28 protein-coding genes, 1 tRNA gene and 1 pseudogene are annotated in these 24,166 nt (G+C 67.1%); 16 read left to right on the forward strand and 14 right to left on the reverse strand.

Annotation, left to right across the window (positions count from 1 at the left end; all coding sequences use genetic code 11):
• The first annotated feature begins 70 nt into the window (after positions 1-70).
• Positions 71-1,203, forward strand: a protein-coding gene (locus ElP_RS25670; protein WP_390834771.1) for an IS630 family transposase whose coding sequence is annotated in 2 segments (ribosomal slippage) — positions 71-500 and positions 500-1,203 — 1,134 coding nt in all. Because the reading frame shifts where the segments join, the coding sequence is not laid out codon by codon here.
• Positions 1,204-1,221: 18 nt separating this feature from the next.
• Here the strand turns inward: ElP_RS25670 and ElP_RS25675 are convergent.
• Positions 1,222-2,360 (reverse strand): IS630 family transposase gene (locus ElP_RS25675; RefSeq protein WP_145267429.1). Its coding sequence is split into 2 segments (ribosomal slippage): positions 1,222-1,922 and positions 1,922-2,360, totalling 1,140 coding nucleotides; the frame shifts between segments, so codons are not numbered across the junction.
• 77 nt (positions 2,361-2,437) lie between these two features.
• A complete protein-coding gene (locus ElP_RS25680; protein ID WP_145274959.1) occupies positions 2,438-4,273 on the reverse strand; it encodes a lipopolysaccharide biosynthesis protein in 1,836 nt (611 codons plus the stop codon).
• A gap of 299 nt (positions 4,274-4,572) precedes the next feature.
• Between ElP_RS25680 and ElP_RS25685 the strand changes: the two genes are divergently transcribed.
• Positions 4,573-5,475: a PDZ domain-containing protein gene (locus ElP_RS25685; protein ID WP_145274961.1), complete on the forward strand. Its 903-nt coding sequence runs from the start codon at positions 4,573-4,575 to the stop codon at positions 5,473-5,475.
• A gap of 3 nt (positions 5,476-5,478) precedes the next feature.
• Positions 5,479-6,318, forward strand: coding sequence for a PDZ domain-containing protein (locus ElP_RS25690; RefSeq protein WP_145274964.1), 840 nt, complete (start codon positions 5,479-5,481; stop codon positions 6,316-6,318).
• Positions 6,319-6,438: 120 nt separating this feature from the next.
• Here ElP_RS25690 and ElP_RS25695 read toward each other — a convergent pair whose 3' ends face one another.
• Entirely contained in the window at positions 6,439-7,650 is a 1,212-nt protein-coding gene (locus ElP_RS25695; RefSeq protein WP_145274967.1) for a 2,3-bisphosphoglycerate-independent phosphoglycerate mutase, read from the reverse strand.
• A 203-nt stretch (positions 7,651-7,853) separates the two neighbouring features.
• Here ElP_RS25695 and ElP_RS25700 point away from each other — a divergent pair.
• The 4 genes from ElP_RS25700 (at position 7,854) to ElP_RS25715 (ending at position 10,642) form a co-directional block, all read left to right on the forward strand.
• Positions 7,854-7,936: transfer RNA gene (locus tag ElP_RS25700), tRNA-Leu, on the forward strand.
• A 376-nt stretch (positions 7,937-8,312) separates the two neighbouring features.
• A complete protein-coding gene (locus tag ElP_RS25705) occupies positions 8,313-8,660 on the forward strand; it encodes a hypothetical protein (protein WP_145274970.1) in 348 nt (115 codons plus the stop codon).
• A 60-nt stretch (positions 8,661-8,720) separates the two neighbouring features.
• Positions 8,721-9,934, forward strand: a protein-coding gene (locus ElP_RS41350) for an ISAzo13 family transposase (protein WP_390834704.1) whose coding sequence is annotated in 2 segments (ribosomal slippage) — positions 8,721-9,198 and positions 9,198-9,934 — 1,215 coding nt in all. Because the reading frame shifts where the segments join, the coding sequence is not laid out codon by codon here.
• A gap of 48 nt (positions 9,935-9,982) precedes the next feature.
• A complete protein-coding gene (locus ElP_RS25715) occupies positions 9,983-10,642 on the forward strand; it encodes a site-specific integrase (RefSeq protein ID WP_145274973.1) in 660 nt (219 codons plus the stop codon).
• On the opposite strand, the gene ElP_RS25720 is transcribed toward ElP_RS25715, so the two are convergent.
• Entirely contained in the window at positions 10,643-11,230 is a 588-nt protein-coding gene (locus ElP_RS25720; RefSeq protein ID WP_197446367.1) for a helix-turn-helix domain-containing protein, read from the reverse strand.
• A 238-nt stretch (positions 11,231-11,468) separates the two neighbouring features.
• Positions 11,469-11,840 carry a helix-turn-helix domain-containing protein gene (locus ElP_RS25725; RefSeq protein WP_145274979.1) on the reverse strand — a complete coding sequence of 124 codons (372 nt, stop codon included), beginning with the start codon at positions 11,838-11,840 and terminating at the stop codon, positions 11,469-11,471.
• A gap of 178 nt (positions 11,841-12,018) precedes the next feature.
• Between ElP_RS25725 and ElP_RS40000 the strand changes: the two are divergent.
• A pseudogene (locus ElP_RS40000) lies at positions 12,019-12,843 on the forward strand (DUF5131 family protein).
• Between the two features lie 270 nt (positions 12,844-13,113).
• Here ElP_RS40000 and ElP_RS25735 read toward each other — a convergent pair.
• The gene (locus ElP_RS25735) at positions 13,114-13,566 is read right to left on the reverse strand and encodes a nucleoside deaminase (protein ID WP_145274982.1); all 453 of its coding nucleotides are present in this window, start codon (positions 13,564-13,566) and stop codon (positions 13,114-13,116) included.
• A 379-nt stretch (positions 13,567-13,945) separates the two neighbouring features.
• On the opposite strand from ElP_RS25735, the gene ElP_RS25740 reads away from it, so the two are divergent.
• Positions 13,946-14,380 carry a helix-turn-helix domain-containing protein gene (locus ElP_RS25740; RefSeq protein ID WP_145274985.1) on the forward strand — a complete coding sequence of 145 codons (435 nt, stop codon included), beginning with the start codon at positions 13,946-13,948 and terminating at the stop codon, positions 14,378-14,380.
• Between the two features lie 9 nt (positions 14,381-14,389).
• Positions 14,390-15,010, forward strand: a complete 621-nt coding sequence (locus ElP_RS25745) for a transposase (protein ID WP_145274988.1) — start codon at positions 14,390-14,392, stop codon at positions 15,008-15,010.
• A gap of 13 nt (positions 15,011-15,023) precedes the next feature.
• Here the strand turns inward: ElP_RS25745 and ElP_RS38665 are convergent, their stop codons facing one another.
• The 4 genes from ElP_RS38665 to ElP_RS25760 form a co-directional block, all read right to left on the reverse strand.
• Positions 15,024-15,455: a hypothetical protein gene (locus ElP_RS38665; protein WP_197446369.1), complete on the reverse strand. Its 432-nt coding sequence runs from the start codon at positions 15,453-15,455 to the stop codon at positions 15,024-15,026.
• Entirely contained in the window at positions 15,418-16,209 is a 792-nt protein-coding gene (locus tag ElP_RS25750; protein WP_145275011.1) for a hypothetical protein, read from the reverse strand. Before ElP_RS25750 ends, ElP_RS38665 begins: the two co-directional genes overlap by 38 nt.
• A 117-nt stretch (positions 16,210-16,326) precedes the next feature.
• Entirely contained in the window at positions 16,327-16,656 is a 330-nt protein-coding gene (locus ElP_RS25755; RefSeq protein WP_145275014.1) for a hypothetical protein, read from the reverse strand.
• Between the two features lie 19 nt (positions 16,657-16,675).
• Positions 16,676-17,080 (reverse strand): nuclear transport factor 2 family protein, encoded by a 405-nt coding sequence (locus tag ElP_RS25760; RefSeq protein ID WP_231749262.1) that lies wholly within the window; start codon positions 17,078-17,080, stop codon positions 16,676-16,678.
• 613 nt (positions 17,081-17,693) lie between these two features.
• Here ElP_RS25760 and ElP_RS25765 point away from each other — a divergent pair.
• Positions 17,694-18,440 carry a sulfite exporter TauE/SafE family protein gene (locus ElP_RS25765; RefSeq protein ID WP_145275020.1) on the forward strand — a complete coding sequence of 249 codons (747 nt, stop codon included), beginning with the start codon at positions 17,694-17,696 and terminating at the stop codon, positions 18,438-18,440.
• 42 nt (positions 18,441-18,482) lie between these two features.
• Here the strand turns inward: ElP_RS25765 and ElP_RS25770 are convergent, their stop codons facing one another.
• The 3 genes from ElP_RS25770 to ElP_RS25780 form a co-directional block, all read right to left on the reverse strand.
• Positions 18,483-19,061 (reverse strand): DUF488 domain-containing protein, encoded by a 579-nt coding sequence (locus ElP_RS25770; protein WP_145275023.1) that lies wholly within the window; start codon positions 19,059-19,061, stop codon positions 18,483-18,485.
• Between the two features lie 86 nt (positions 19,062-19,147).
• On the reverse strand, positions 19,148-19,360 hold the full coding sequence (locus ElP_RS40005; protein ID WP_145275026.1) for a hypothetical protein: 213 nt from the start codon (positions 19,358-19,360) through the stop codon (positions 19,148-19,150).
• A 225-nt stretch (positions 19,361-19,585) separates the two neighbouring features.
• Complete coding sequence (locus ElP_RS25780) at positions 19,586-20,095, reverse strand: DUF4240 domain-containing protein (RefSeq protein WP_145275029.1); 510 nt, start codon at positions 20,093-20,095, stop codon at positions 19,586-19,588.
• 229 nt (positions 20,096-20,324) lie between these two features.
• Between ElP_RS25780 and ElP_RS40010 the strand changes: the two genes are divergently transcribed.
• The 4 genes from ElP_RS40010 to ElP_RS25790 all read left to right on the forward strand — a co-directional run bounded on the left by ElP_RS40010 (position 20,325) and on the right by ElP_RS25790 (position 22,551).
• Entirely contained in the window at positions 20,325-20,831 is a 507-nt protein-coding gene (locus ElP_RS40010) for a transposase (RefSeq protein ID WP_231749263.1), read from the forward strand.
• Positions 20,832-20,850: 19 nt separating this feature from the next.
• The gene (locus ElP_RS25785) at positions 20,851-21,297 is read left to right on the forward strand and encodes a transposase (protein ID WP_390834778.1); all 447 of its coding nucleotides are present in this window, start codon (positions 20,851-20,853) and stop codon (positions 21,295-21,297) included.
• 70 nt (positions 21,298-21,367) lie between these two features.
• A complete protein-coding gene (locus ElP_RS40015; RefSeq protein ID WP_231749894.1) occupies positions 21,368-21,616 on the forward strand; it encodes a hypothetical protein in 249 nt (82 codons plus the stop codon).
• Positions 21,613-22,551 (forward strand): ISAzo13 family transposase, encoded by a 939-nt coding sequence (locus tag ElP_RS25790; protein ID WP_231749837.1) that lies wholly within the window; start codon positions 21,613-21,615, stop codon positions 22,549-22,551. The genes ElP_RS40015 and ElP_RS25790 overlap by 4 nt, the downstream gene beginning before the upstream one ends.
• Positions 22,552-22,757: 206 nt before the next feature.
• Here the strand turns inward: ElP_RS25790 and ElP_RS25795 are convergent, their stop codons facing one another.
• The gene (locus ElP_RS25795; protein ID WP_145275037.1) at positions 22,758-23,579 is read right to left on the reverse strand and encodes an alpha/beta hydrolase family protein; all 822 of its coding nucleotides are present in this window, start codon (positions 23,577-23,579) and stop codon (positions 22,758-22,760) included.
• Positions 23,580-23,956: 377 nt separating this feature from the next.
• Here ElP_RS25795 and ElP_RS25800 point away from each other — a divergent pair, with 377 nt between their 5' ends.
• Positions 23,957-24,157 (forward strand): hypothetical protein, encoded by a 201-nt coding sequence (locus tag ElP_RS25800; RefSeq protein WP_145275040.1) that lies wholly within the window; start codon positions 23,957-23,959, stop codon positions 24,155-24,157.
• The last annotated feature ends 9 nt before the right edge of the window (positions 24,158-24,166 follow it).

Genomic DNA, 24,166 nt, shown 5'->3' on the forward strand with positions numbered 1-24,166 from the left:
CCGGTAGCGTAGGGTCCTGTCTTGATGAGGTTTGGCGAAGGCACGAACCTCATGAACCAGGAGCATCGCGATGGACAAGTACCGGGTCACCCTGACCGAGGAGGAGCGGGCTGAGTTGCAGCACCTGGTCTCCACCGGCAAGGCTGCCGCCCGCAAGCTGGCCCATGCCCGTATCCTCCTCCTGGCCGATACCAGAGCCGGCCAAGAGCACTCGGATGAGCGGATCGCCGACGCACTTGGGGTCAGCCTACGAACCATCGCCCGGGTCCGTCAGCGGTTCGTCATCGACGGCGTTCAGGCGGCCATCAGTCGGGGTCCCCAGCCGCCACGACCGGACAAGATCAAGATCAAGGGGGACATCGAGCAGCGGTTGGTCCGACTGGCGTGCAGCGATCCGCCGCAGGGCCGATGCCACTGGACGCCGCAACTGCTGGCCGACGAACTGGTCGTCCTGGGCCTGGCCGAGTCGATCAGCACCGAGACCGTCCGCCAGGCTCTCAAAAGAACGACATCAAGCCCTGGATCGTCGAGACCCGGTGCATCCCGCCCGAGGCCGACGCCGAGTACGTCTGGCGGATGGAGGACGTGATCCAGGTCCACCTGCGGCCCTACGACCCGAGGTTCCCGGTCGCCTGCTTCGACGAGGCGTGCAAGCAACTCTTCGGCGAGGTGCGGCCACCCAGGCGGTGCCGCTCGGGCCGACCGGCTCAGGTGGACTACGAGTACGAGCGGGAGGGCGTCTGCCACCAGTTGATGATGTGCGAGCCGCTGCGGGGCTGGCGTCATGTCAAGGTGACCGGACGCCGGACCCGGCGGGACTACGCCGGCTGCATCCGGGACCTGGTGGAGGTGCACTACCCCCGAGCGGAGAAGGTCCTGCTGGTGCAGGACAACTTGAATACGCACGACGGGGCGAGCCCCTACGAGGCGTTCTCGCCGGAGGTGGCACGTCGGCTCCTGGACCGGATCGAGTTCCACTACACACCCAAGCACGGCAGTTGGCTGAACATGGCCGAGACGGAGATCAGCGTCATGAACCAGCAATGCCTGGATCGCCGGCTGGAGGGTCCGGCCAAGCTGGCGGCGGAGGTGGCGGCCTGGGAACACCGGCGGAATGTGAGGAGAGCCCGAATCCACTGGACCTTCACACTGGCCGCCGCTCGCCGGAAGCTGCGGAAGCTTTACCCGTCAATTGAAGATTGACGGCCCACTAGTGAAGCGTCACTCGTTAATCTTCGGGTAGAGGTGCCTCAGCTTGATCCGGGCGTCCTCGGTGGTGAAGTGCCACTCGACGCCCACCTGTTTGGCGTTCCGGCGCTCGCCCCAGGCGCCGGCCTCCCCGGCCACCTCGTCCTGCACCGCGATGCGCCGGTCCAGGCACTGCCGCGTCAACACCGACAGCTCGATCTCGGCGACGTTCAGCCAGCTGCCGTGCTTCGGCGTGTGCACCAGCTCCAGTCGCCGCGCCAACCGCAAGGCCTCGGCCGGCTCGAACGCCTTGTACAGCGACGCCAGCGAATGGGTCACGAGGTTGTCGCAGACCAGCGTGATCCGCTCGGCCTCGGCGTGGCGCGGGTCGTCCACCAGCCGCTGCACCCGGTGGGCCCAGTCCACGGCCGTCTTCGCCTCGGTCACGCGCACGTCGCGCCAGCCGGCCAGCGGCTCGACGAACATCCACACCGTGCAGGTCCCCTCGCGGACATACTCGTAGTCGACCCGGGCCGGGCGTCCGGGCGCCGCCGGCGATGGCCGCCGCGCCTCGGCGATCAGCTGCTTGGGCTGTTCGTCCATGCAGACGACGGGGCGCCTCGGATCATACGGGCGCCGGTAGGCCTCCAGGACCTGCTCCATCTGGCAGACGAAGGCCGCGTCCTGCTCCGGCGGGATGCACCACATCCGCCTGAGCCACGGCTTCAGCGCGCTTTTTTCAAAGAGCGGCGGACGGTCTCGTGCGAGACCGCCGCGACGACCTCCAACTCCACCAGGCGCTCGGCCAGCAGCCGGAGCGACCAGCGGGCCAGGCCCCTGGGCGGCTGCGAGCAGGCCAGGGCCGTCAACCGCGCCTCGTTCTCGCCGCCGAGTTTGGGGACCGCCGACGGGGTCCGCGGCCTGCGCTGCAGCAGCGCCATCGGCCCGTGCTCGACGGCCCGCTTGCGCCACGACTCCAGGCTGCGGGTCGTGACGCCGAACGCCTCGGCGATCTTCGCGTCGGGCCAGGCCGGCCCGTCGGGCCCCTGGTCGCACTTGAGCAGGGCCTGAGCCCGCTGCACCTTCCAGCCGGCGATGTTGCCCTTGCGGACCAGGCGAGCCAGCTCGGCCCGCTCTTCGGCCGTCAGCTTCAGGACGTACTTCTTTGCCATGGCAACCCCCCCGGCGAGCCACGATGCGGCCGGACAAGGGGGGTCATTTTACCCGAAAATCAGCGAGTGACGCTTCACTAGGAGTGATCTCGTTGGCGGGCCCCGCTCCCACCTCGGTGACCACTCCGATCGGCATCAGTCGAGCCCAAGAGTCGCCGGACAAGGCGATGGAGGTCGGATCGACCGATGGGTATCGCCACATAGCCGGCCACGAACGCGACGCTCCCGATCGCCAGGTGGACCGAAAAGGGCGTAATCCGAGCGATGGGTCCGTCGCCCCTGGGGTCGGCTGTGTACCCCGAGCCGTGCAGGAGCCAGCAAGACACCAGCATGGCGGCCGCCCCGGACAGCGGGGCGATCAGGGTCCGTCGAACGTATGCCGCAATCCCCACGTCGAGCACGCGGAAGGTATAGATCGCCGGGACGAGCAGGTTCGAGAACAAGGTGGTGAGCACGGTCCCCCAGATCACCCCCGAGACGCCCATCCGGTACGTCAGGAACAGGCTGAGCGGGAAATTCACGACGGCCCCGGCCAGCGCAGCCACAGCCACCACCGCGATCCTCCCGAGTCCCGTCGCCACTTGCACGTGAACGGCTACCACCAGCGGCAATGCGGCGATGAGGAACAGCCTCATCAGCCGAGCAAGTTCGGGGATCGAGTAAACTTTACTGCCTTCAAACTGCTGACCGACCCAGAGCTCCAGGAACGGACCGGCATACAGGAACGCGAGCACGCCAACCGGGAGGACCGCGGCCGTGTGCAATCGTGCACCGTCGTAGGTGACGCGGTCGAGACCATGCCGATCGCCGACGGCGGCGAGGCTCGCCACGGCGGGCATCACGAGGAAGGAAAGGGTCCAGCCGAGTTGTCGGAGCTGGAGGAACGGGCTGCTCACCGCCTTGTAGGCGGAAACCGCCGCGTCCGGATTCTCGATCGCGAAGCCGAGGATGGTCGTGTCGACCTTGTCCGCTAAGACGACGCTCAACTGGATGAGGAAGATGTAGAAGCTGAAGTGGGCGAGACTTCGGAAGTCGGCAAGCCGGACGCGAGCCAGGCGCGGCCGGTACTCAAGCTTCCGGGCGATCACCCAGAGCGCCGGGCCGAGACTCAGGCCGACCTGGACGATCGTCTGGGCGACCACGACCGTCAGCAATGCCGGGGCGACCGCGACGTGTCCGAGCGTCACCCCGATCGCCGTCCCGGCGAGCGCACGAACGAGATCGCTCCCCCCCGGGGCGATGGAGAATTCCGCCCGATTCGAGGCGATCGCGACCAGAACGGTCCCGATGACGACCCCGATCAAGAGGACCGCGAAGCGGATCACGACGATGAGGACGTCGAAGCGCGGCATGACCTCATAACGCCTGGCCGCCTGGAGGATGCTGGAGACGACCACGCTGATCCCGTAACAGGGGGAGGTCAACGCTTGGAGCCAGAGTAACTGGATGATCAGGCGATACTGGACGTCGTTCTCGGCGAACGTCGAATGCGGCATCAGCCCGTAGGCGACCACCATGAGGGCCGCGGATTGGACCAGTGCGATGATCGCGTAGAAGAGCATGCCGCAGGAGATCGCCCGATCGACCCCGGCACGGTCGCCCCGCGTCCAACGCTCGGAGACCTGACGCTGGAGCGCGGAGCTCATGCCGAACTCGAACAGGAACTGGAAGAACCCGAATCCCCAGGCATACCAGTAGGCGCCGCTCAGGCCCTCTCCGAAAGCCCCCAGCATCAGCGGGATGCTCCAGAAGGCCGAGATCGCCTGCAAGGGGGTGCGTAACGCCAACCAGAAGGAACCGCTGAGGAGCTTCCCCAGCACCGGTGGCAGGGCCCGAGCTGGGGACCCCGGGCCGGAGGAGGGCTGCAACGGCGTCGGGGGCGTGGTGGCCGATTCCAAGGCGATTGTGCTCACGGGAATCCGTCCCCGTCGGCCTTCGACATTCTGATGATCCCGCGCCCGGGTCGACGCGACGGGGCCCCATCATAGTCGTCAGGGACGATCGAAGGGTAGATCAATCGACCCACCCCGGAAACGGCCGACCGCCAATCGGCGGGTACGAGACGCCGGGATGTATCGCCGGAACTTGCGTCCTCGTGGGGACATGAGATGCGGCCCAGGGCCTGTTCGGCAGGCAACGTCCGTTCTATGATGGAGGTGGCATTCCCGATCATTCAGGATCGAGTCGATCGACCCCGAGAGGTGAGCCGCTGATGTCGCACTCCCGACGGTGGAAGCCCGTCCCGCTGCTGGCGATCGTCGCCCTGGCGGCGAGCCCGGCGGCAGAGGATGGCCAGCAGGATGAGGGCCGGCAAATCGGCCGGTCATTCCGGGTCCCCTATTTACTCACCGAGACGAATCATCACGTCGTGCGTTGCCGGATTAACGGCCATGGTCCCTTCAATCTCGTCGTCGACACCGGGGCCCCCGCGCTTTTTCTCTCCGAAGAGGCAGCCGCGATGGCCGGCCTGGGGCGGAGCGACCGGAACTATTTCAGCCGCGTCGACCGCCTGGAGTTCGAGGGAGGTGCTGTCCTCGACGACGTGCAGACCAGGGTCGAGGACATCTTTCAACTCGTCGGCATGAATGCCCTCGGGCTCCCCGGGGCGAAGATCGACGGCATGCTTGGCTTCAACGTGCTCGCCCGCTACAAGCTCGAGCTCGACCCGACCGACGATCGCATGACCTGGACCCGCCTCGAGTTCGAGCCCGAAGATCTCCCGGACCCCGGGCGACGGGGCAATAATGCCCCGGCCGAGGTGCAGGCCATGAGCCTGCTCGGCGGCGTCGCCAAGCTGGCCGCCTTGTTCGTGGGGAAGCAGCCCGAGGACACGAGAATCCCCCGGGGGTTCCTCGGCCTGGAACTCGCCGAAACCAACGGAGAAGTGACGATCTCGGCCGTGCTCCCCGGCTCCCCGGCCGAAGGGGTGGGCATCTCGCCGGGCGATCGGTTGGTCCGCGTCCTCGGCCGGGATGTCGACTCGCTGGAGGACGCCCGGAAGGCCGTCGCCCGGGTGGAGCCGGGAGACACCGTGACATTGCGGATCGCTCCCTCCTCAGGTGGAGCGGATGTCGAGGCCAGGGAGCTGACCGTGATCGCCGGAAAGGGGCTCTGATCCATGAGATTCGCTCGACGTCTGCTGCCGACGACGCTCGCCGCCTCATTGGCGCTCGTCGGCCTCGGCTCGGCCAGGCCCGCCGTCGATCCCGAGGCCAAGGTCGAGGTGCCCTTCGATTTGCTGCCCTCGAACCACATGGTGGTCGAGGTCTCGCTCAACGGCGAAGGGCCTTATCGATTGATCTTCGACGTCGGCTCTCCCGTCACCCTGATCGGCAACTCGGCCGCCAAGGAGTCGGGGATCATCGACGGGAACGCCCCCTTCGCCTTCCTGTTCGCCGCCCGGGGAGAAGCCGAGGTTAAGACGATGCAGGTCGGCTCACTGACGACCCAGGACGTGCCGGTGATCGTGATGGACCACCCCGTCGTGAAAGCCCTTGGCGACATCCTCGGCAAGCCGATCCATGGTCTCGTCGGGCACTCATTCTTCGCCCGATACAAGACGACGATCGACTACCAGGCCGAGACGATGGCCTTCGAGCCGGTCGAGCACGAGATCCGGGACTTCTTGACCGACCTCCCCGATCGGCTGATGGGGCCGAAAGTCGCCCGCCGGATCATCGTCGAGCCGATGGCGCTCATCGGGTTCGCCCTGGAAGACACGCCCGAGGACGGGCCTCGGGGCGTGACCATCGTCTCGGTGCTCGACGACTCCCCCGCGGCACGCGCGGGACTCAGGCCGGGTGACGTCATCACTTCCCTCGACGGTCGATGGACGACCAGCATTCCCGACACCTACACTGCGGCTTCCAAGGTCGAACCGGGCCTCGAAATCGAGGTCGTCATCGACCGCGACGGTGAGGAAATGAAACTCGAGATGACCCCCACGGCGGGCATCTGATCGGATGGAATTCGGGCCACCGATCCGAACGATCTCCGATCGGTGTCCCCATGCGTGAAGGACTGATTCCCTCATCAAGCGGCGGAGGACCTCGTGCCGTACGGGAATCGGCAGCGACGGTCAGGCCCCGAATTTCTGGAGTCGGCCGGCGTGGGCCATCGCCAGGGGCATGATGTCCTTGGCGAGGATCTGGCCGAGCCCGCCCTTCATGCAAGGACGCTCCCCGAAGGTCGTGACCTCATCGGGCCTGACGGTGGCCGGGGCCGAGATGAGCAGCGGCACCGGATGGAAGCTGTGTGATTTCATCCGACTGGGCGTGGAGTGGTCCCCGGTGACGACCAGGACGTCCGGCTTCAATTCCAGCAGTCTCGGCAGTTCGGCGTCGAGCGCCTGGATGACATCGACCTTCCTGGCGAAATCGCCATCCTCGCCGGTGCTGTCCGTGTACTTGTAGTGGATGAAGAAGAAGTCGAAGTTGTCCCACTGTTCCCGGGCGACCTCAAACTGGTCGGCGATCGTCCTGCCGGGTTCGACGACCGTCATCCCGACGAGCTTCGCCAGGCCCCGATACATCGGGTAGACGGCGATGGCCGCCGAGCGGAGGCCGTAGACCTCCTCCATCGTGGAGATGTCCGGGAACTTGGCGAATCCTCGCATCATGAGGAAGTTGGCGGGCTGCTCGTCTTTGAGGATCTCCTTCGCTTGCCGGAGGAACTCCGCGGCGACCCTCGCCGTCTTCTCCGATCCCGGCTCGAGGGCCTTCGGCTCCAGGGTGTGTAGCCCGGTCTGGAGCGGGTCGGTGTCAGCGACCCGATCGCCCAGGTCGTCTCCCCGGAATCGGACGACGAGCCGGTACTCCCGGACCGCCTCGACGAGCGTCTCGACCCCGTCGATCTGCACCCCATCGGCGAGCTTTGCGACGAGCGTCTCGCCGACCTCGGTCGGAATCCGGCCGGCTCGTCGATCGGTGACTCGCCCCTCGCCGTCGATCGTGCAGAAGTTGCCTCGGATGGCCACGTCCCTCGGCCCGACCTCGACCCCGATCCCCAGCGCCTCGAGGACGCCCCGGCCGATCTGGTGGCGGAGCGGGTCGAAGCCGAAGAGGCCGAGATGCCCCGGACCCGACCCCGGCGCGATCCCGTGGGCGACGGGGATGCTCAAGCCCACCGTCCCCTCGGCGGCCAGCCGGTCGAGGTGGGGGGTCCTGGCCTCCTCCAGCTCGGTCGGCCCACCCGGTTCGATCGGCAGGCCGCCCAGCCCGTCGGCGACGAGCATGACGATCTTGGTCCCGTTGGCCTCTCGGAGTTGCCTGATCAGGTCCTGCTGGTTCATCGCGGGAAGGCTCTCGCTCCATGCGGCTCGGTCGATCAGTCGAACATCGAGGAGGCATTGTGCCGTCCCCGGGCATAGCGGGTCAACTCGCCTCTCGACTCCCCTTCCGCCGGTTGCCCTCTTCCCGGGCCCTGGATCGTCCTGTTAAACTGATCGTCCGACACTCATGATCCTGTCCGGAAGATTCCCTGCAGGAAGTCGTGGCCGAAGTGGCGGAATGGCAGACGCGCCGGACTCAAAATCCGGTGGGGTAACACCCGTGTGGGTTCGAGTCCCACCTTCGGTATTCAGAAGCCCGGCGAGCAATCGACGGGCTTTTTGTTTGCGCCGCAATCACTTACGACAACCCGTTGTTCCTCCGTCGGCTCTGCGGCGGGGTCTGCCGAATGTCTTGTCCCGTCGCTATCCTTGACCCATCTTGTCACAAATCGACCGAAGTTGAATTCGATCCCTGTAAGCATTACTGTAAGCAGGAGGCCCTCCTGTAAGCAGCACCAAAGCAACCGGGGACATCGGAGATGGGCTACCTCTTCAAGCAGTAGTGGACCCGCAACGGCGTCGTCCACGAGTCGAAGAAGTGGTACGGCGAATACCGGGACCAGGACGGCAAGCTCCTGCGGGTCGCCCTCTCCTCGGACAAGCAGGCGGCCAAGGCCATGCTCGTGGACCTGGAGCGCAAGGCCGAGCGCCGCAAAGCTGGATTCATTGATGGATTCACCGAAGCGGGACGGAGTCCGATCCTCGGTCTCATGTCCGACTACCTCGGAGACATGAAGCTTGGAGGACGCTCGGAGCGGCACCGCAAGGACACCGAGCGGCTCCTCCGGATCGTGATCCGAGAATGCGGGTTCGAGACCCTGGCTTCCCTGCACGCAACCAAGCTCGACAAATTTCTTGCCCGGCTCACCTCCTCGGCGCGGACCAAGAACACTCACCGGCAAGCAATCCTGGGGTTCGCCAATTGGTGCGTCCGAAAAGGGCACCTGGAATTCAACCCCTTAGGGGATTGAAAGGACAAAACTCTTCCGTATCCTGAGACCTTCGCACCAGGAGATCAAGGAGATACGCAGATGCGGCCCAGCCCCGAGATGATCCCCGTCCTCATCGATGCCGCCAAGGCCCTCAAGGGCAGTCCGAAGCGAGTCTTCATGGCCAAGACCGTCGCAGCGATGGGGCGGGGTGGACAACGCTGGGCCCAGGAGCATCTCGGCTGGTGCCGGGAGACCATCCGCAAGGGCACGCACGAACTCCGCTCGGGCATGACCTGCGTGGACGCCTTCTCGGCCCGCCGTCGCAAGCCCGCCGAGGAGCACTTGCCCCGACTCCTCGATGACATCCGCAGCATCGCCGACGGGCAGAGCCAGGCCGACCCCAAGTTCCAGACCAAGGGGCTCTTCACCCGGATCAGTGCCGCCGAGGTCCGACGCCAGTTGATCGCCACGAAGGGCTACACCGACGAGGAGTTGCCCACCCAGCAGACCATCAACACCAAGCTGAACCTGCTGGGCTATCGCCTCTCCAGGGTGGCCAAGTGCCGCCCCCAAAAAGAGTCCCGCAGACCGATGCCATCTTCGATCAACTGAAGGCGGTCAACCCCGAGGCGGATCGGGCCAGGGGCACCCTGCGGCTCTCGATCGACGCCAAGGCGACGGTGCATGTCGGCCCCTTCTCACGGCGGGGCCGGAGCCGGACCGGCACGAAGGCGGCGGATCACGACTTCAAGCCCGTGGCGACGCTGACCCCCTTCGGCATCTTCCTGCCCGAGCACGACGACCTGTGGCTGTACATGGCCCGGTCGAAGGTCACCAGCGACTTCATCGCCGATCGCCTGGAGCAATGGTGGGAGGGCGTCCGCCTGCGGTTCCTGCGGGTCAAGACGCTGGTGATCAACCTGGACAACGGCCCGGAGAACCACAGCCGGCGGAGCCAGTTCCTCAAGCGGATCGTGGCCTTCGCCCGCAAGTATCGCCTGGTGGTGCAGTTGGCGTACTACCCGCCGTACCACAGCAAGTACAACCCGATCGAGCGGTGCTGGGGCGTGCTGGAGATGCACTGGAACGGGTCGCTGCTGGACTCGGTGGAGGCGGTGTTGGGATTCGCCCGATCGATGACCTGGAAGCGGAAGCACCCGGTGGTCAGCCTGGTGGAGACGACCTACGCCAAGGGGGTCAGGCTGAAGCCCGAGGAGATGGAGGCGTTGGAGGCCGAGGTGATCCGCCTGCCGTCGCTTGAGAAGTGGTTCGTGAAGATCCCTCGTAAGCGAGGCAGGCCACGGAAGACGTAGCTTCTTTCTGGTGCCTAAGCCCGTTCGACCAGGCCCGAAGGCGAGACGATGCTCAAGCGGAGGGCCTTGACTGTAGATGAATTACGGCGACTCTTGGAGGCGACCCTGGTCCGAGCCCTGCGGGAGCGGCAACTCGTCCGAGCTGTGCCGAACAAGGGTAAACCCGTCGCACGGGTCAAGCCCGTGGTCCGGGCTCGTCTGGAACGGCTGGGGCGGGAGCGGGCCTTGCTCTACAAGGCAGCCTTTTACACCGGTTTCCGTCGGGGCGAGTTGCGTGAGATGAGGGTCAATCACCTGACCCTGGACGGCTCGGCTCCCCGCATCTCTCTCCCGAAGGAATTGACCAAGAACAAGCGGGACGCCCATATCCCGCTCCGGGCCGACTTCGCCTCGGAACTGACGCGCTGGATCGACGTGGCGGGTCTGGGGCAGGGAGACCGACTCTTCATGGTTCCCAAGCGGATCGCCCTGGTGATGCGGAAGGACCTGGAGTTCGCCGGGATCGCCTACCGGGACGACCGTGGCCGGGTGGCCGACTTCCATTCCTTGCGGAAGTGCATGGCGACCCACCTGAACACGCAAGGCGTCCCGATCGTGACTGCCAAGGAATTGCTGCGGCACGGCACCGTGGAACTGACAGCCGGGGTCTACAACGACGCCGAATCGCACGACTTGAGGACGGCGGTTTCCAAGCTGCCGGTGCTGTGATTAGCGAGTGTGCTTCCTGAGCAACCGGTCGATCTCGGAGCGTTCGATCAGGAATACCCGCCCCTTCTTGAAGACCTTGAGCGTGCCCGAGGCCGCCCAGCGGTTGATCGTCCGCTCGGAGACCCCCAGGAGGCGGGCGGCCTCACGCTTCCTGTAAGGTCCTTGGGGACGCTGGAGTGGGGCGACTCCTGGATTATTAGAGCTTGCATGTTGGGCGAATTTGATGACTTTCTGTTGTTTTGCTTCGGGCTCGGGCCGATTATCCGCCATCCGATCGGACCTGGAGCCCGCCCAGGTTCGTTCACCGAGCCCGAAATACTGGTCGAGAAAGCGATCGACCTGCTCCTCGGGAATGCGGATCGTGCCGTCGGGCCAATCAAGCGTCGGCAGGTCGAGGCTGAGGAGGTGGTCGAACTGCTCAATGGTGATCTGGCATAGTTCGCAGAATTGCTCGACCGTCCAGACCCGACCGACGCCCTTCCGGCCCGAGGTGAGCAAGAACTCCAGGGTCTCGCCACCCTTCAGGGGGTGATCTTCGCTGACGGGCTCGCTGTCAACGCATGCCGCCGCCCCGGGGGCGATGTTCAAGGCATGGCCCAGGTTCGAGCGTGCCCAGGCGACGGTTCTCCCTCCAATCGGTAGGTGTAGCTCGTTCGCCCCCTGGACGCAGCGGACGACCTCTCCGGCTGTTTCCATCTGTTGCCGGGTCGGACGAGGTACCCTGTCGATCAAACCGCTGGCGGACACTCCTCGCCTCCTGCTTCTCCTGCTTCCGAGCGTGGTCGGGTACGGTTGATCAGCGACGTAACCCGAGTGCCCCTCAAAGTCAGTCGATCAGCCGCTCCACGTTATCTAGGGCTTGTTCCATTCCCTCTAGCCGCCTCGTCGCCTTCGCCAACTCTTTGCGCGCCTCTACGATCTCACCTCGACACTGAGAGAGAATCTCCCGGATTTCCTGGCTCGTGTCGTCGTCCAGCTTGCCGGCCATCGCTGCCCCGAGTTTGAACCGGGTCTCCATCACCAAGTTCAGATTCATCGCCTGGCCGATCTGGTCGAGCGTGTCTTTTCGACCGGTGCGTTCGCCCTTAGCGATCCGGGCAACTTGCGACGGGTCGAGCCCGGCTTTCCGTGCGATCTCGGAATAGTTTCCCGAATTTTTAATTAGCTCGGCCAGTTGCTCGGACAGTTTCTTCGCCACTTTATTGCTTCGCTCAGCGGTCCGTTCGCGTAATCTTCGTTTGGTCAGCGGGACATTATACCACGCCGGGGGCCAAATTCCATTGGTCCGTTTGACATGGCGTTCCGCCTCTGACTAGCATTTGGTCGGCGTGACCAAATTTCCCATCCTTAGTCGTTCCGACCAAACCAGGGGCGAGATGAGCCAGCAATCCTCGATCGAATGGACGGATTCCACCTGGAACCCCGTCCGGGGCTGCACCAAGATCAGCCCCGGGTGCGCCTACTGCTACGCCAAGACCTTCGCCGAGCGCTTCAGGAACGTGCCTGGCCATCCCTATGAACAGGGCTTCGACCTCCGGCCCATCCCCGGGAAGCTGGACGACCCGCTCCGCCGGTCGGCCCCGAGGATGATCTTCGTCAACTCGATGAGCGACCTCTTCCACGAGGGCATCCCCGACGACTACATCGAGGCGGTCGTTGAGGTGATGCGGCTTGGGGGCTGGCACACCTACCAAGTCTTGACCAAGCGTTCGGAGCGGATGCGGGACCTGCTCTCGTCCACGCACCGTGCCGCCACCGAGGCGGATCACATCTGATGGGGCGTCAGCGTCGAGGACCGTCGCTATGGGCTGCCCCGGATCGATCACCTGCGGCAGAGCCCGGCGCGATTCCGCTTTCTGTCGATCGAGCCGCTGCTGGAGGACCTCGGGCCGATCAATCTCAGCGGCTTCTCTTGGGTCATCGTAGGGGGCGAGAGCGACCACGGAGCCAGGCCGATGTCCCAAGAATGGGTCCGATCCATCAGTGACCAGTGCCAGGCAGCAGGAGTCCCGTTCTTTTTCAAGCAGTGGGGCGGATTCAAAAAGAAAGCTGCCGGTCGTGAACTAGACGGACGGACTTACGACGAGGTGCCGGAGCGGCCCCCCCACCCGGTCCCCAGCCCGGCTCGACGGCGGGAGATGATCGCAGAGGTGCAAGGGTTGGTCTCCGACCTACCCATCAACAAGGCGGCTACGTCGTAGGCCGGGATCGCGACCAATTTCACCAGCGAAGGCCGCCAAGGACGCCATCCCCTCGCTTGGCAACCTTGGCGACCTTCGCCCCGGAGCCATCTCCTCTAATTCCGACCGCTGGCTCGCCTAAAAGGTCGATGCACAGCGCGCCGGTTCATCAGCGCCTCCTGACGGCTCCACGGACAAGGAGTGAATCCGCTGCGCCGAGCGACGAATGTAGAACCGTTCCAGCCCGGGGACACCATCACGGCGTCCCCCGGGCTGTTTTCATCGGCACACCTATTCTCCGATGTCCTCGCCCCAGAGGTCGGGCCTGGCCCGGATGAACTGCTCCATCAGCCGGACGCACTCCGGGTCGTCGAGCACCTCCAGGACGACGCCCCGGGATCGGAGGTACTCCTCCGGCCCCCGGAACGTCCGGTTCTCGCCGACGACGATCCGGGGAATCTTGTAGAGCAGCGCGGTGCCCGAGCACATCTCGCACGGGCTGAGCGTCGAGTAGAGGACGGCCCGCCGGTAGTCGCCTGCCCTGAGCCGACCGGCATTCTCGACGGCGTCCATCTCGGCGTGCAGTATGACGCTGCCCCGCTGGACCCGGCGGTTGTGGCCCCTGCCGACGATCCGGCTGTCGAGGACCAGCACCGAGCCGATGGGGATGCTGCCCTCGGCGAGACCGGCCATCGCCTCGTCGATCGCCGCCTGCATAAACGGGTCGCGTGCCGGGGGGTTCATAACGACGCTCCTCGGGTCGGGGTAATAACTGGCATCGGGGGGGAGCGGCCGGCCTTGCGCTCGGCCCTCCCCGGGGCTTGGGCAGCGATCATAACCCGTAGCGCCGTTCATACGGTAAGGGGGCGTGGTATCGTCAGTTGATAGAAAACGTGGTCGGTGTGATGTCGGTTTAGTGAGCCGCTGCCTGGGAATGTCTTCCTCCGGCCTGCGCCGAAAGTGGAATCCTTGGCCCACTTTATTAAATTGAACAATTATGCCTTTAACTATAAATACGGAGAGGCTCCGGCGGGCGTAGGTGGAGCGAACGGCCCGGCCTCCGTTATTATTGACTCCATCCTGGCCAAAGAAACACCTGGGCGGTTTGCGGCGTAGTACCGGTATGAGGCCCATCGGGACCGCAGGCGAACTGGAACGCCGCCGGCGCCGAGCCGTCGAACTGATGCAGCAGGGCGAGTCCCCCACCGTCATCGCTCGCATCCTCGGCGTCTGCCGTACCTCGTTGTATCGCTGGCTCGGCATGGCCAAGGACTCCCCCGAGGCCCTGGCCGCCAGGCCGCATCCCGGCCCGACGCCCCGGCCCTCCGACGAGCGACTCCGGGAGCTCGAGGACTTGCTGCCGCGGGGGGCCAGGGCCCACGGCTGGCCCAACGACCCGCGGAGTGCCCAGCGGGTCGCCGAGGTCATCCGCCGCCGCTTCGGCGTCACCTACCACGTCGAGCACGCCCGCAAGCTCATCCGACGGCGGCTGAACCGGGCCGGCCAGAGGCCGCAGAGGCGGGCCAAGCAGCGCAACGAGGAGGGGATCGCCCGCTGAAGGGCCGAGGTGCTGCGCCGGATCGTCGAGCGGGCCGAGCAGCGGAAGGCCCGACTCGCCTTCCTCGACGGGTCGGGGTCCCCGCTCGAGCCGGTGGCCCGCCGCACCTACGCCCCCGGGGGAAAGGCCCCGATCCAGGGGGCGTGGCATCGCAAGGGCCGGATCTCGGCGATCGGCGCCGTGGCCGTCAGCCCGGCGCTCCGGCGGCCCAACCTCGTCTTCCGGTTGCTGCCGGACGACGCCAACGCCCACGGGGAGGACACGGTCTCCTTCCTGGCCCGGCCCCGGGGCCGGCCCCGGGGGCCGATGACGATCCTCCGGGACCGGGGCGGGATCCATAAGCGGTCGAGGGTGGTGGAGGCGTACCAGGCCAAGCATCCGGGGATCGAGGCCGAGGACTTCCCCGGCTACGCCCCGGATGCGAATCCGGACGAAGGGGTGTGGGGCGACACCGAGTACCCGCGATTGCCGAGCTATGCGCCCGAGGACACCCGAGAGCTCCGGCTCCGGCTGTGGGACGAGTCCTCGGCCTTGCGGCAGCGACCGGACCTGCCGGCCTCGTTCATCCGCCACGCCGGGATCCCACTCCGGTTGGAGTCCTTGTCTCTTTGGCAAGGCTGGGCTCAGTAGACCAGCCATCGTGTCAGCACGGCGATCCAATCCCCATGTCCCCCTCACCGCAGGGCGAGCGACGTGATCGTGGCCCGGCCGGGCGTGCCGCCCTTCTCCGGACTGTGATCACCAGACGAAGGTGACTGATCCCCTCGGCCTGGACCGCCCAGTCCTTCCGCTCGAAGGTCGAGCCCTGGGGGCTGAAGCTGAACTCTTGCCGGAGCAGTTCCCGGTAGGTCTGGCCGCCGTCGGTGGAGGCGGCAAGCTGGAGTTCCTGCGTGCGGGCCACCTCGGCCTCCTCGACCTCCAGGATGACCCGGCGGATGGCCTGGGGTGCGTCGAAGGCCAGGATGACTTCCTGCTCGCCGGGCTCCCCGGCGATCCAGCGGGTCCCGCCCGGCCCCCGATGGTCGTCGAAGGCGTGGTCAATGGGGTGCCCGGGGTCCTCGGAGGTGACCAGCACGGTGGCTACGGAGGCGATGTCGATCTCCCCGGACGTAGGGGCCGGGGGCTCGGGCTGTGGCTTGATGATCTGCTTGCGGAGCATGGTTCCCCCCGGTGGTTCGAGGTCGATGGGGCGGTCGAGCCCCGAGCGGCTCAGCCGAACTGGGACCAGAGGTCACGCTCGGCCTCCACGACCTGATCGACCCAGCCGCAGAATTCCCGAGGAACTCGACCGCCTCCTGGTCAGCCTCCGAGGGAGCCCTCTTCCGGCTGACCCGGTAGGCGACCTGCACCCGCAGGTCCTCCAGCCCCTTCCGGAAGAACCGCAGCTTCTCCAGGCCGATGGCGGCGTAGGCTGTGCCGTCCTCGGCCGGCTTCTGCCCGAACAGAGGGACGCCCTCGACCAGTCCACGCAGGAACCCCTTGACCTCGGGGCGGGCGAGCCTGCCGAACCGCCGCCAGAGCCCGTCCTCCAGGGCCGAGGCGTGGTAGTGGCTGGCGTCGGTGACCAGCCAGTCCTGATCGTCGCCCGCCAGGGCCGACGCAGCCAGGGTGTGCAAGTGGGTCTCGGCCCGGAGGTCGGGGAAGGGAATCCCGTGCCGGATCGCCCGCGCGACGATCTCGCCGACCCCCTCGTGCTCGTCCTGGCGCCAGTGCGGGTGGCCCTCGGCCAGGCGGCCACGGATGCGTTCGATGGCCCCCTCGTCCTCCGAACCGAGGAGCCGTCGCATCTGGGGGAGAGAGAAGCCGTACAGATTCAATCGCCTCGACATCCTCGCGCTCCAAGATCAGGCGACCATCCACCGGCGTCCCGCCTCGCCGTCGATAACCGGGGGATCGAGCGACCATCCTTGGCGGGAGCCGTCGGGATGGTCTGCGGGCCGGACCTCTTACCCGAGGCCCGTCCGGGACAGCGGGTAGAGGCTGTGGAAGACGACCGCCCGGTAGGTCCCGTCCTCCTCGGGGCGGGCCAAGATCAGGCAGCCGATGCGGCCCCGCTCGCAGTAGTCGTGCCCGACCTCGCCGATCAGGTAGAGCAGGTCGCCAGCGTCGTCCACCCGCACGACCCGCTCGACCCCGTTGTCGTAGGCGATCGGCACCCGCACCCGGTACGCCCGGCCGGCGTGCTCGACCTCCAGCCATTGCCACCAGTCGTCCCGGTCGGTGTCGAAGCCGAGGAACTCGTGCTTGTCGGTCAGCAGGTCGATCGGGACGTTCACGGCCATGGCCTCCGGCGCCCTATCGGACGAACCAGACGTTGGTGATCTTGCCGCCCTCGACCTGATAGATCGCCACGGCGGTCATCTCCCGGCCCCCGGCGGTGACCCGCTCGTGGTCGATCACGTAGTCGCCCTGGACGATCCGCCTCGTGACCTCGGCGTGCAGGTCCGGCGTCCGCTCGAAGAAGGCCCCGTACCGCTCCCGCATCGCGTCGAGGCCGGAGGTCCGCAACTCGTCGGGGAAGTCGTAGAGCTTGACCTGCGGCGAATAGGTCCCCAGGAAGCCGTCGAGGTCCCGGCGGTTGAATGCCTCAAGCTGCTCCTGGACGACCCGCTCGGGTTCGCTCGCCTCGGCGGGGACCGCCCGTTCCTCCGTCGTCTCCTGACGGGCAACCCCGGACCCAGCGACCAATGTGACTCCCATGACCACGATCCCGGAGCAACAGAGAACGCCCCGAAGCCTTCGTCGCATCAGTATCCCTCCTATGGAGATTTGGAGATCGACCGAGGGCATCGTGCCTCGTGTCGCCCTCTCCCCGGCCAACCTACGGTCCAGCCCGACGGGCACCAGGATACACCGGAGAGCACCCCCGACGCACGCAAGCCGAGCCTGGCGTCCCAGGCGTCGGCTTCGACCCGCTTCGACCCGAGAGGTCCCGCCCTCGTTCTGGGCAGCCCCAGCAGCTTCGACCGCTCGGCCCTTGCTTTTCCTGGGGGAAACATCACCCTGTTGCGAGGGCCGCTCGGCCCCTTCCCGGAGGCTCCTCCGGGACCCATCTCCTCTCACGTCTCGTCGGACCGAAGGGAGCGGATGCCATGGGCGACAAGGCGCCACGCGACAAGGCGAAGCAGAAGAAGATCGCCGACAAGAAGGCCACCCCCTCCAAGCCCGCCTAGGGCCAGGAGAAGCCGGCGAAGAAGTAGATCACCGGGACGGCCGGCAGATCACCGGCGAGGAACGGCTCGGCGACGATGCCGGATGGATGGGATTCTCGTCATCCATCCGGCGTCCGGCTTCGAGGGGCGGCAGGGGCACCATGCCAGCGGACCACACGACGATCCCGGTGCTCGCCGTCCTCTTCCTCGCCACCCTGATCCGCTCGGCGTTCGGCTTCGGCGAAGCCCTCGTCGCCATGCCGTTGCTCGCGTTGTTCATCCCCGTCACGATCGCCGCCCCGCTGGCCGGCCTCGTCTCGGTCACGGTCGCCGGGCTCATCCTCCTGCGGGACTGGAGGGAGGTCCACGCCGGCGGCGCCGGGCGGCTCGTCATCGCCACCCTGCCCGGCATCCCGCTCGGCCTGCTGCTGCTGACGACGGTCGCCGAGCCGGTCGTCAAGGCGGCCCTCGCCGTCGTCATCATCACCTTCTCGGCGTCCCGACTGGTCGGGGACAGCGGGTTCGCGCTGGAGGACGACCGCCTGGCGTGGCTGTTCGGGTTCGCCGCCGGGGTGCTCGGCGGCGCCTACGGCATGAACGGGCCGCCGCTGGTGGCCTATGGGGCGCTGCGGCGCTGGTCCCCCGAGCGGTTCCGGGCGACCCTCCAGGGCTACTTCCTGCCCGCCAGCCTGGTCGGCATGGCCGGCTACTGGGCGGCCGGGCTCTGGGTCCCCGCCGTGGCCCGCTACTACCTGATCTCGTTGCCGGTGGTCCTGGCGGCGACGGCCCTGGGCCGTGTGCTCAACCGCCGCATGGACGGGCGTCGGTTCCTCCTCTACGTCCACGTCGGCCTGGTGATGATCGGGGGGATGCTCCTGATCCAGTCGGTGTGGGGTATGGGCCGGTGATGATCCGCCCAGCCTGGCGTGGGAATCGAACCATCTCGCCGCTCATTCGAACAAGGTCGGAGCCTGGTCCATCTGCGGTGCCGGGTAGCTCAACCCGCCATCGTCGATCCTGGCCCCTTCGGTGAGGGTGTGCGGGCGCAGGTCGCCATCGGGCATGATGTGCTGGACCACGTTCCCCCGGGCCAGTAGGAAGTCGCTCACCAGCCGCCGGTGGCAGCGCCAGAAGAGTCCCTCGGAGCACATGAAGGCGGTCCGATTCCGCCGGGCGAGTCCCAGCAGGTGCCCGACCGCCTCCTGGAACTCCGGGGTGGCCATGTAGTCGGCGTAGTTCCGGAAGCTCTCGTTCCGCAGCCCGAGGTTCCGGGGCGAGCCGCCGGGCTGCTTGCGACGGCCCCCCAACGCCTCGAACCAGCGATATTCGACGCCCACCCGGGGCAAGGCCGAGGCGAGATGGTCCCGGTTGAAGTGCGGGTATTTCCGTGAGCCGGGGAACCGCCGGATGTCGGCCAGGGCCTCGATTCCATGCCGGGCGAGGACCTCCAGGAAGCGATCGAGCGGGTGGGTCGAGTGGCCGATGGTGAAAAGCTGGAACGGCATGTCGTCTGGCTTCGACTTCGCCATGGTCCTGTCCCTCCCCCGATCAGTGCGGGGCGAGCGAACGAGCAGGCTGGCGCGGCACGATCCCCACATACCGACCACCGGCATTGTCACTGCTGAGTCCGCACCTCGCCCTTGAGCCAGGCGGCGACCCGGGCCAACTCGGCGTGCCCGAACGGCTCGACGCCCCCTCGGTCATGGCTCGGCCCGTGGAGGGCGTTGAGCACCCGGTCCAGCACCGGCAGCCCGGGGCAGCACCACCGCCCCTCGCCAGCGAGGATCGCCTCGGCCCGCTCCCCCCGATGCGTCCGGAAGACGACCATGCCGATGACCGGCGGTCGGTCGGGGTGCGGGTCCCGATCGGTGGCCTGAGTCCCCCGACGCTCGTCACAAGGACCCGGGCCCGATGCGGGGATCGAGGGGCCGGTTCGGCAGGGAGGCAGGACCATGACGATCTCCTCGGGGTGATGCCGGGTTCGGGCGCCACGCCGGGGACTCTACCATGGTGAACTTGCGTATACAAGGAAAACCTCGGGGAGTCGGTCCCTTCATCCCAGGTAGATCGCCGCAAGGCGGGGCAGACGCCGACGGACCTCCTCGTCGTCGTCGAAGTCCCAGGCTTCGCCGCGCAGTTCCGCGCGCTCGTTGCGGGCCGGATAGGGGGCGGTGTCCGGCCTGCCGGTGACCGCCATCCAGGCCGAGTGGGCGGCGGCGTAGATTTCGGCCTCGGCGTCGATGCCCGGGATGGCCGCATCGGCGAGGCTGTCCGGGTCGGCCAGGGCCGCCTCGTAGACCCGCCGCCCCATCCCGATCAGCCAGCACCGGAAGTCGTAGAACCCGTCGTCGGAGGCGCCGCCGTTGATGGCGTAAGCGGCCCCCCAGAGGCCGATCGTGTACGCCTCGGCGGCGAGGCGATCGAAGAGATGGTCCCACTCGATGATCTCGTCCGGCTCCAGCTTCTCCAATTCCGCCTGGAGGGCCTGGTCCCACTGCTCGGCCCGCTCCGCATCGGACCGGCACGCCCGGACGATGATCCCCCAGAACCGCTCCTGATCCATCGGGTTCGTCTCCGCACCACCTACGAACCGATCCCGACGGCCCGCTCCGATCGGCCTTCGATGATACCAGAGGTCGATGAGGAGATCGGCTGAGGCTGGCCCGGGGCTTGGATAGGCCCGGTAGTGAACCGCGGCTCATGGGGCCGAATCCGTGCCCGGCATCTTGACGACCGTTTCCGAAGGCGTTCGCATCGAGGGAGATCCGTCGCATCACGCGGAGGGCCCCGCCATGGACCTCCCCCTGATCGACTTCCTGGACGAGGACGCCTGCTACCGCAAGCTGGTCGAACTGCTGCACCCCGGGGGGTTGGCCTGCCCCAGGTGCGGCCGACGGGAGCGGCTGGGCATCCGCAGCCGCCACCGGGAGCCGGTCCTGGAGTACCAGTGCGGTCATCGCGGCCGGGTCTTCAACGCCTGGACCGGGGCCGCCCTGCAGGGGACGCACCGCCGCCCCGGCCAACTGCTGCTGATCCTCCACGGCGTCGCCACGGGCGAGCCCACCGCCCGGATGGCGCGCGAGCCGGGCTGCGACCGCAAGCACCTGCTGGAGCTGCGGCGCCGGCTCCAGGACAACGCCCGGCTCGGGCTGGACCGCAACCCGCTGGATGACGCCGTGGTCGAGGCCGACGAGATGGATCAGGACGCGGGGGAAGAAAGGCATCCCGCATCGCGACCCGGCCGACCCGCCGCGGCGGCGGGCCAATCGCCGCCGCGGGCACGGCACCTTCGCCGATGACCGCCCGCCGATCGCCGGCGTGGTCGGGCGGCGGTCGGGTGAATTCCGCTCGGAGGTCCTGGGTCACGCCAACGCGGCGGAGTTGGAGGAGGTCATCGACTGCGCGACGTTGGAGGGGACGGTGGTCGACACCGACGAGTGGAAGGGGTACAACGGCTTGCCCCGGATGGGGCGGGTGCGCGTGACGGTGGACCATTGGGGGCCGAAGTCCACCTGGGCGCGGGACGACGACGGGGACGGGGTCCGCGAGGTGCACTGCGACACGCAGGAGGGGATCTGGACACACGTCCGGGACTTCCTGAGGCGGTTCTACGGCGTGAGCGAGTGGTACCTGGCCCGGTATCAGGCGGTCTTCCAGTGGGGGTTCGAGATTAAGGGGCCATCCAGGATCAAGTTCCAGTTTTCTGGTAGGATGACATGGACTCCGACGAGACCACAGGGAAGGCGCGTCCATGCCCCAGCGTGACGTCCATCCGTGCCAGTGCCCCTCCTGTACCGGCCCCGAGCCACATCCCGATCAGGAGATCCATCGCCGGATGAACCTCCTGATGAGCCGGCTCGACGAGCAGCAACGCCGCTGGTACGCCGCCGTCGAATCCTCCAAGGTCGGCCACGGCGGCGGTCGCCTCCTGTCCCGGATCACCGGCCTGGACGTCGATACCATCCGCCGGGGCCGACGGGAACTGGCCGACTCGCTGCAGGGCCAACCCGGCGATCGGGTCCGCTTGCCCGGTGGCGGACGGCCTGCCGTCGAAAAAAAAGCCCCGAGGTCGTCCCGGCCCTGACCGCCGTCGTCGAGCCGACGACCGGCGGCGACCCGATGGGTCCGACCGAGTTCGTCCGCCGCAGCCTCCCGGCCATCGGGGCCGACCTGGAGCGGCTCGGGCACGACCTCAGCCCCACCACCATCGCCCGGCTGCTGCGGGATCAGGACTGCTCGTTGCGGGTCAACCGAAAGCGGTTCACCGGGCCGGATCACCCCGACCGGGACCGGCAGTCCCGCAACATCGACGAGCGGATCGCCATCTTCGAGGGCCTGGGGCAGCCGATCATCGGCGTCGATAGCAAGAAGAAGGAACTGGTCGGCAACTTCAAGAACGCCGGGGCCGCCTGGCTCCGAGAGCCCGAGGAGGTCAATGTCTATGACTTCCTCAGCGATGCCGAGTGCCGGGCGACCCCCTACGGCATCTGCGACGTGCTCTCGGGCCGGGGGCACGTCTGCGTCGGCACCTCGGCGGATACGCCGGCCTTCGCCGTCGAGGCGATCGGCTCGTGGTGGGCACGCCACGGCTCGGAGCGATACCGGGGGGCCGACGAGTTGCTGATCCTGGCCGACGGCGGCGGCAGCAACGGCCATCGCCCCCGGCTCTGGAAGGCCCGGCTGCAGGAGCGGATCGCCGACCGCTACGGGCTCCACGTGACGGTCTGCCACTACCCGACCGGGGCGTCGAAGTGGAACCCGGTGGAGCATCGGCTCTTCGGGCCGGTGAGCATCAATTGGGCCGGGCAGCCGTTGCGAAGCCTGGAGGCGATGCTCGGCTGGGCCCGTGGGACGGAGGTCGGCGGGGCGGGAGTGACGGCGAGCCTGGACCGGGCGGAATATCCGACGAAGGTGAAGGTGCCCGCCGCCGTGATGGAGCGGCTGGACCGGGAGCGGCATGAGGTCTGCCCGGACTGGAACGACACCATCAGCCCACGGCAGCCGCAAGTGCTGCATTGATATGGGCCAAGAGGAACTCGGAACTTATTCTTGGATGGCTCCTAAGTCCGTCACCGATGAATTCCTGCGAGTCCTGCTGGGGAGACCCCCGAGCATGGATTCGGCCCCATGAGCCATTAATATTTACAGCAGGCTGAACCCCAGAGGGGGCCCTGGATCACCTCGGAGGCCGGCGACTCGAAACGAGAATACAGCCGAGCTACACCTCAGCCGCCCCGACGGACCCGCTCGAAGAACTCGACGATGGCTTCGGGGTCGTCCAGCCCGTGGGGGTGGTGGTCCTGCCCCCACTTGACGATCCGCTCCACCGGGCCGCCCAACGCCCGGTATCGCTCGAACACCACCTCCGAGTTCTCCCGGTGCGGCACCACCGTGTCAGAGTCCCCGTAGACCAGCAGGATCGGTACCCCGGCGTCGGCCAGGGGTGCCAGGCGGTCCACCGGATTGAGCCGGGAGGAGATCGCCTCCTCGTCGTCCCGGAAGCCATACACCCGGAGCAGCTTGGACCACTCCTCGGGCGAGCCCTTCCCCTCGCCCAGCCCCTTCGGACGCCCTCCCGGCCAACTCCGGAAGTCGCAGACGCCGTTGTCGAGGTAGACCAGCAGCGTCCGGTCGGGATGCCCGGCCGCCCAGGCCATGCAGTAGAGCGCCCCCCGGCTCAATCCGATCAGGGCCGGCTTCGGCGACAGCCCATGATCTCGGACCAGCACGTCGTAGAACGTCTCCCAGTGCTCCATGGCCCGGGGCGATCCGAACTGGTCGGGCACGGCGAGGTAGGCCAGGTGCCAGCCCCTCCGGAGCGGTTCGAGGTCGGCATTGGGGAACGCCCCGAAGAACTCGCCCCGCCAGGCCCAGGGGCGTCCGGGGAGGGGCTCGGGGGGCTCGACGACGATCGCATCGGCCCCGCCGACCCGGAAGTCGTGCCGGACGAAGCCGTGCCAATCGCTCACCCGCCCCGGGAAGGGGTGGGGATCATCGGCCGTTGCGGCGGCCAGGGCGATCCCCAGGATCAGGGGCGGGAACATCATGGGGTCGGACCTCCGGTCGGCATGCGGGGCGATTCGTCGGCTCCCACATCCTCGGACGCTGGGACGACCGACGCAATCGAGCAGGTCCCCGACGACGAGACCCCTTACATGAGCAGCGTCTCGATGCGGTGGGCCACCGGCGGCACGACCGACCCTACCCGCCTTCGTGGATCGTGATGTAAGGACGCCCTCCCTGCTGATCCGGCCTGCCTCCTCCCGTAGCCGCACCATTCCCTGTGGTCATTCGTATAGAAGTCCCGGGCTGCTCGACATCGAGGCGATGGAGTTGCCCCTCCGTCACGGGGGGCGGCTCGTGGGCGTAAGCCCGGCAGACGCAATGATGCAATCATTGGAGGCCCACTCAGGGAGGTTCGGCGATGGATTCACACTCCTACTTCGAGCGGCTGGTGGAGACGGCGGGGCTGATCGCCCGGCATCCCGACTACCCCGGAAAGCACCGGGTCGTCGAGGACTGCCGGTCGGAGGTCGAGGACCTGGCCCACGCCGGGCGGATCAGCGCCGAACAGGGGCAGGTTCTCCTGCATATCCTCCTCGGGGCCTGCCAGCCGACGGTATAGGGCGACAAT

Origin of the sequence: Tautonia plasticadhaerens, from assembly GCF_007752535.1 — a bacterium.
Taxonomy (GTDB): domain Bacteria; phylum Planctomycetota; class Planctomycetia; order Isosphaerales; family Isosphaeraceae; genus Tautonia; species Tautonia plasticadhaerens.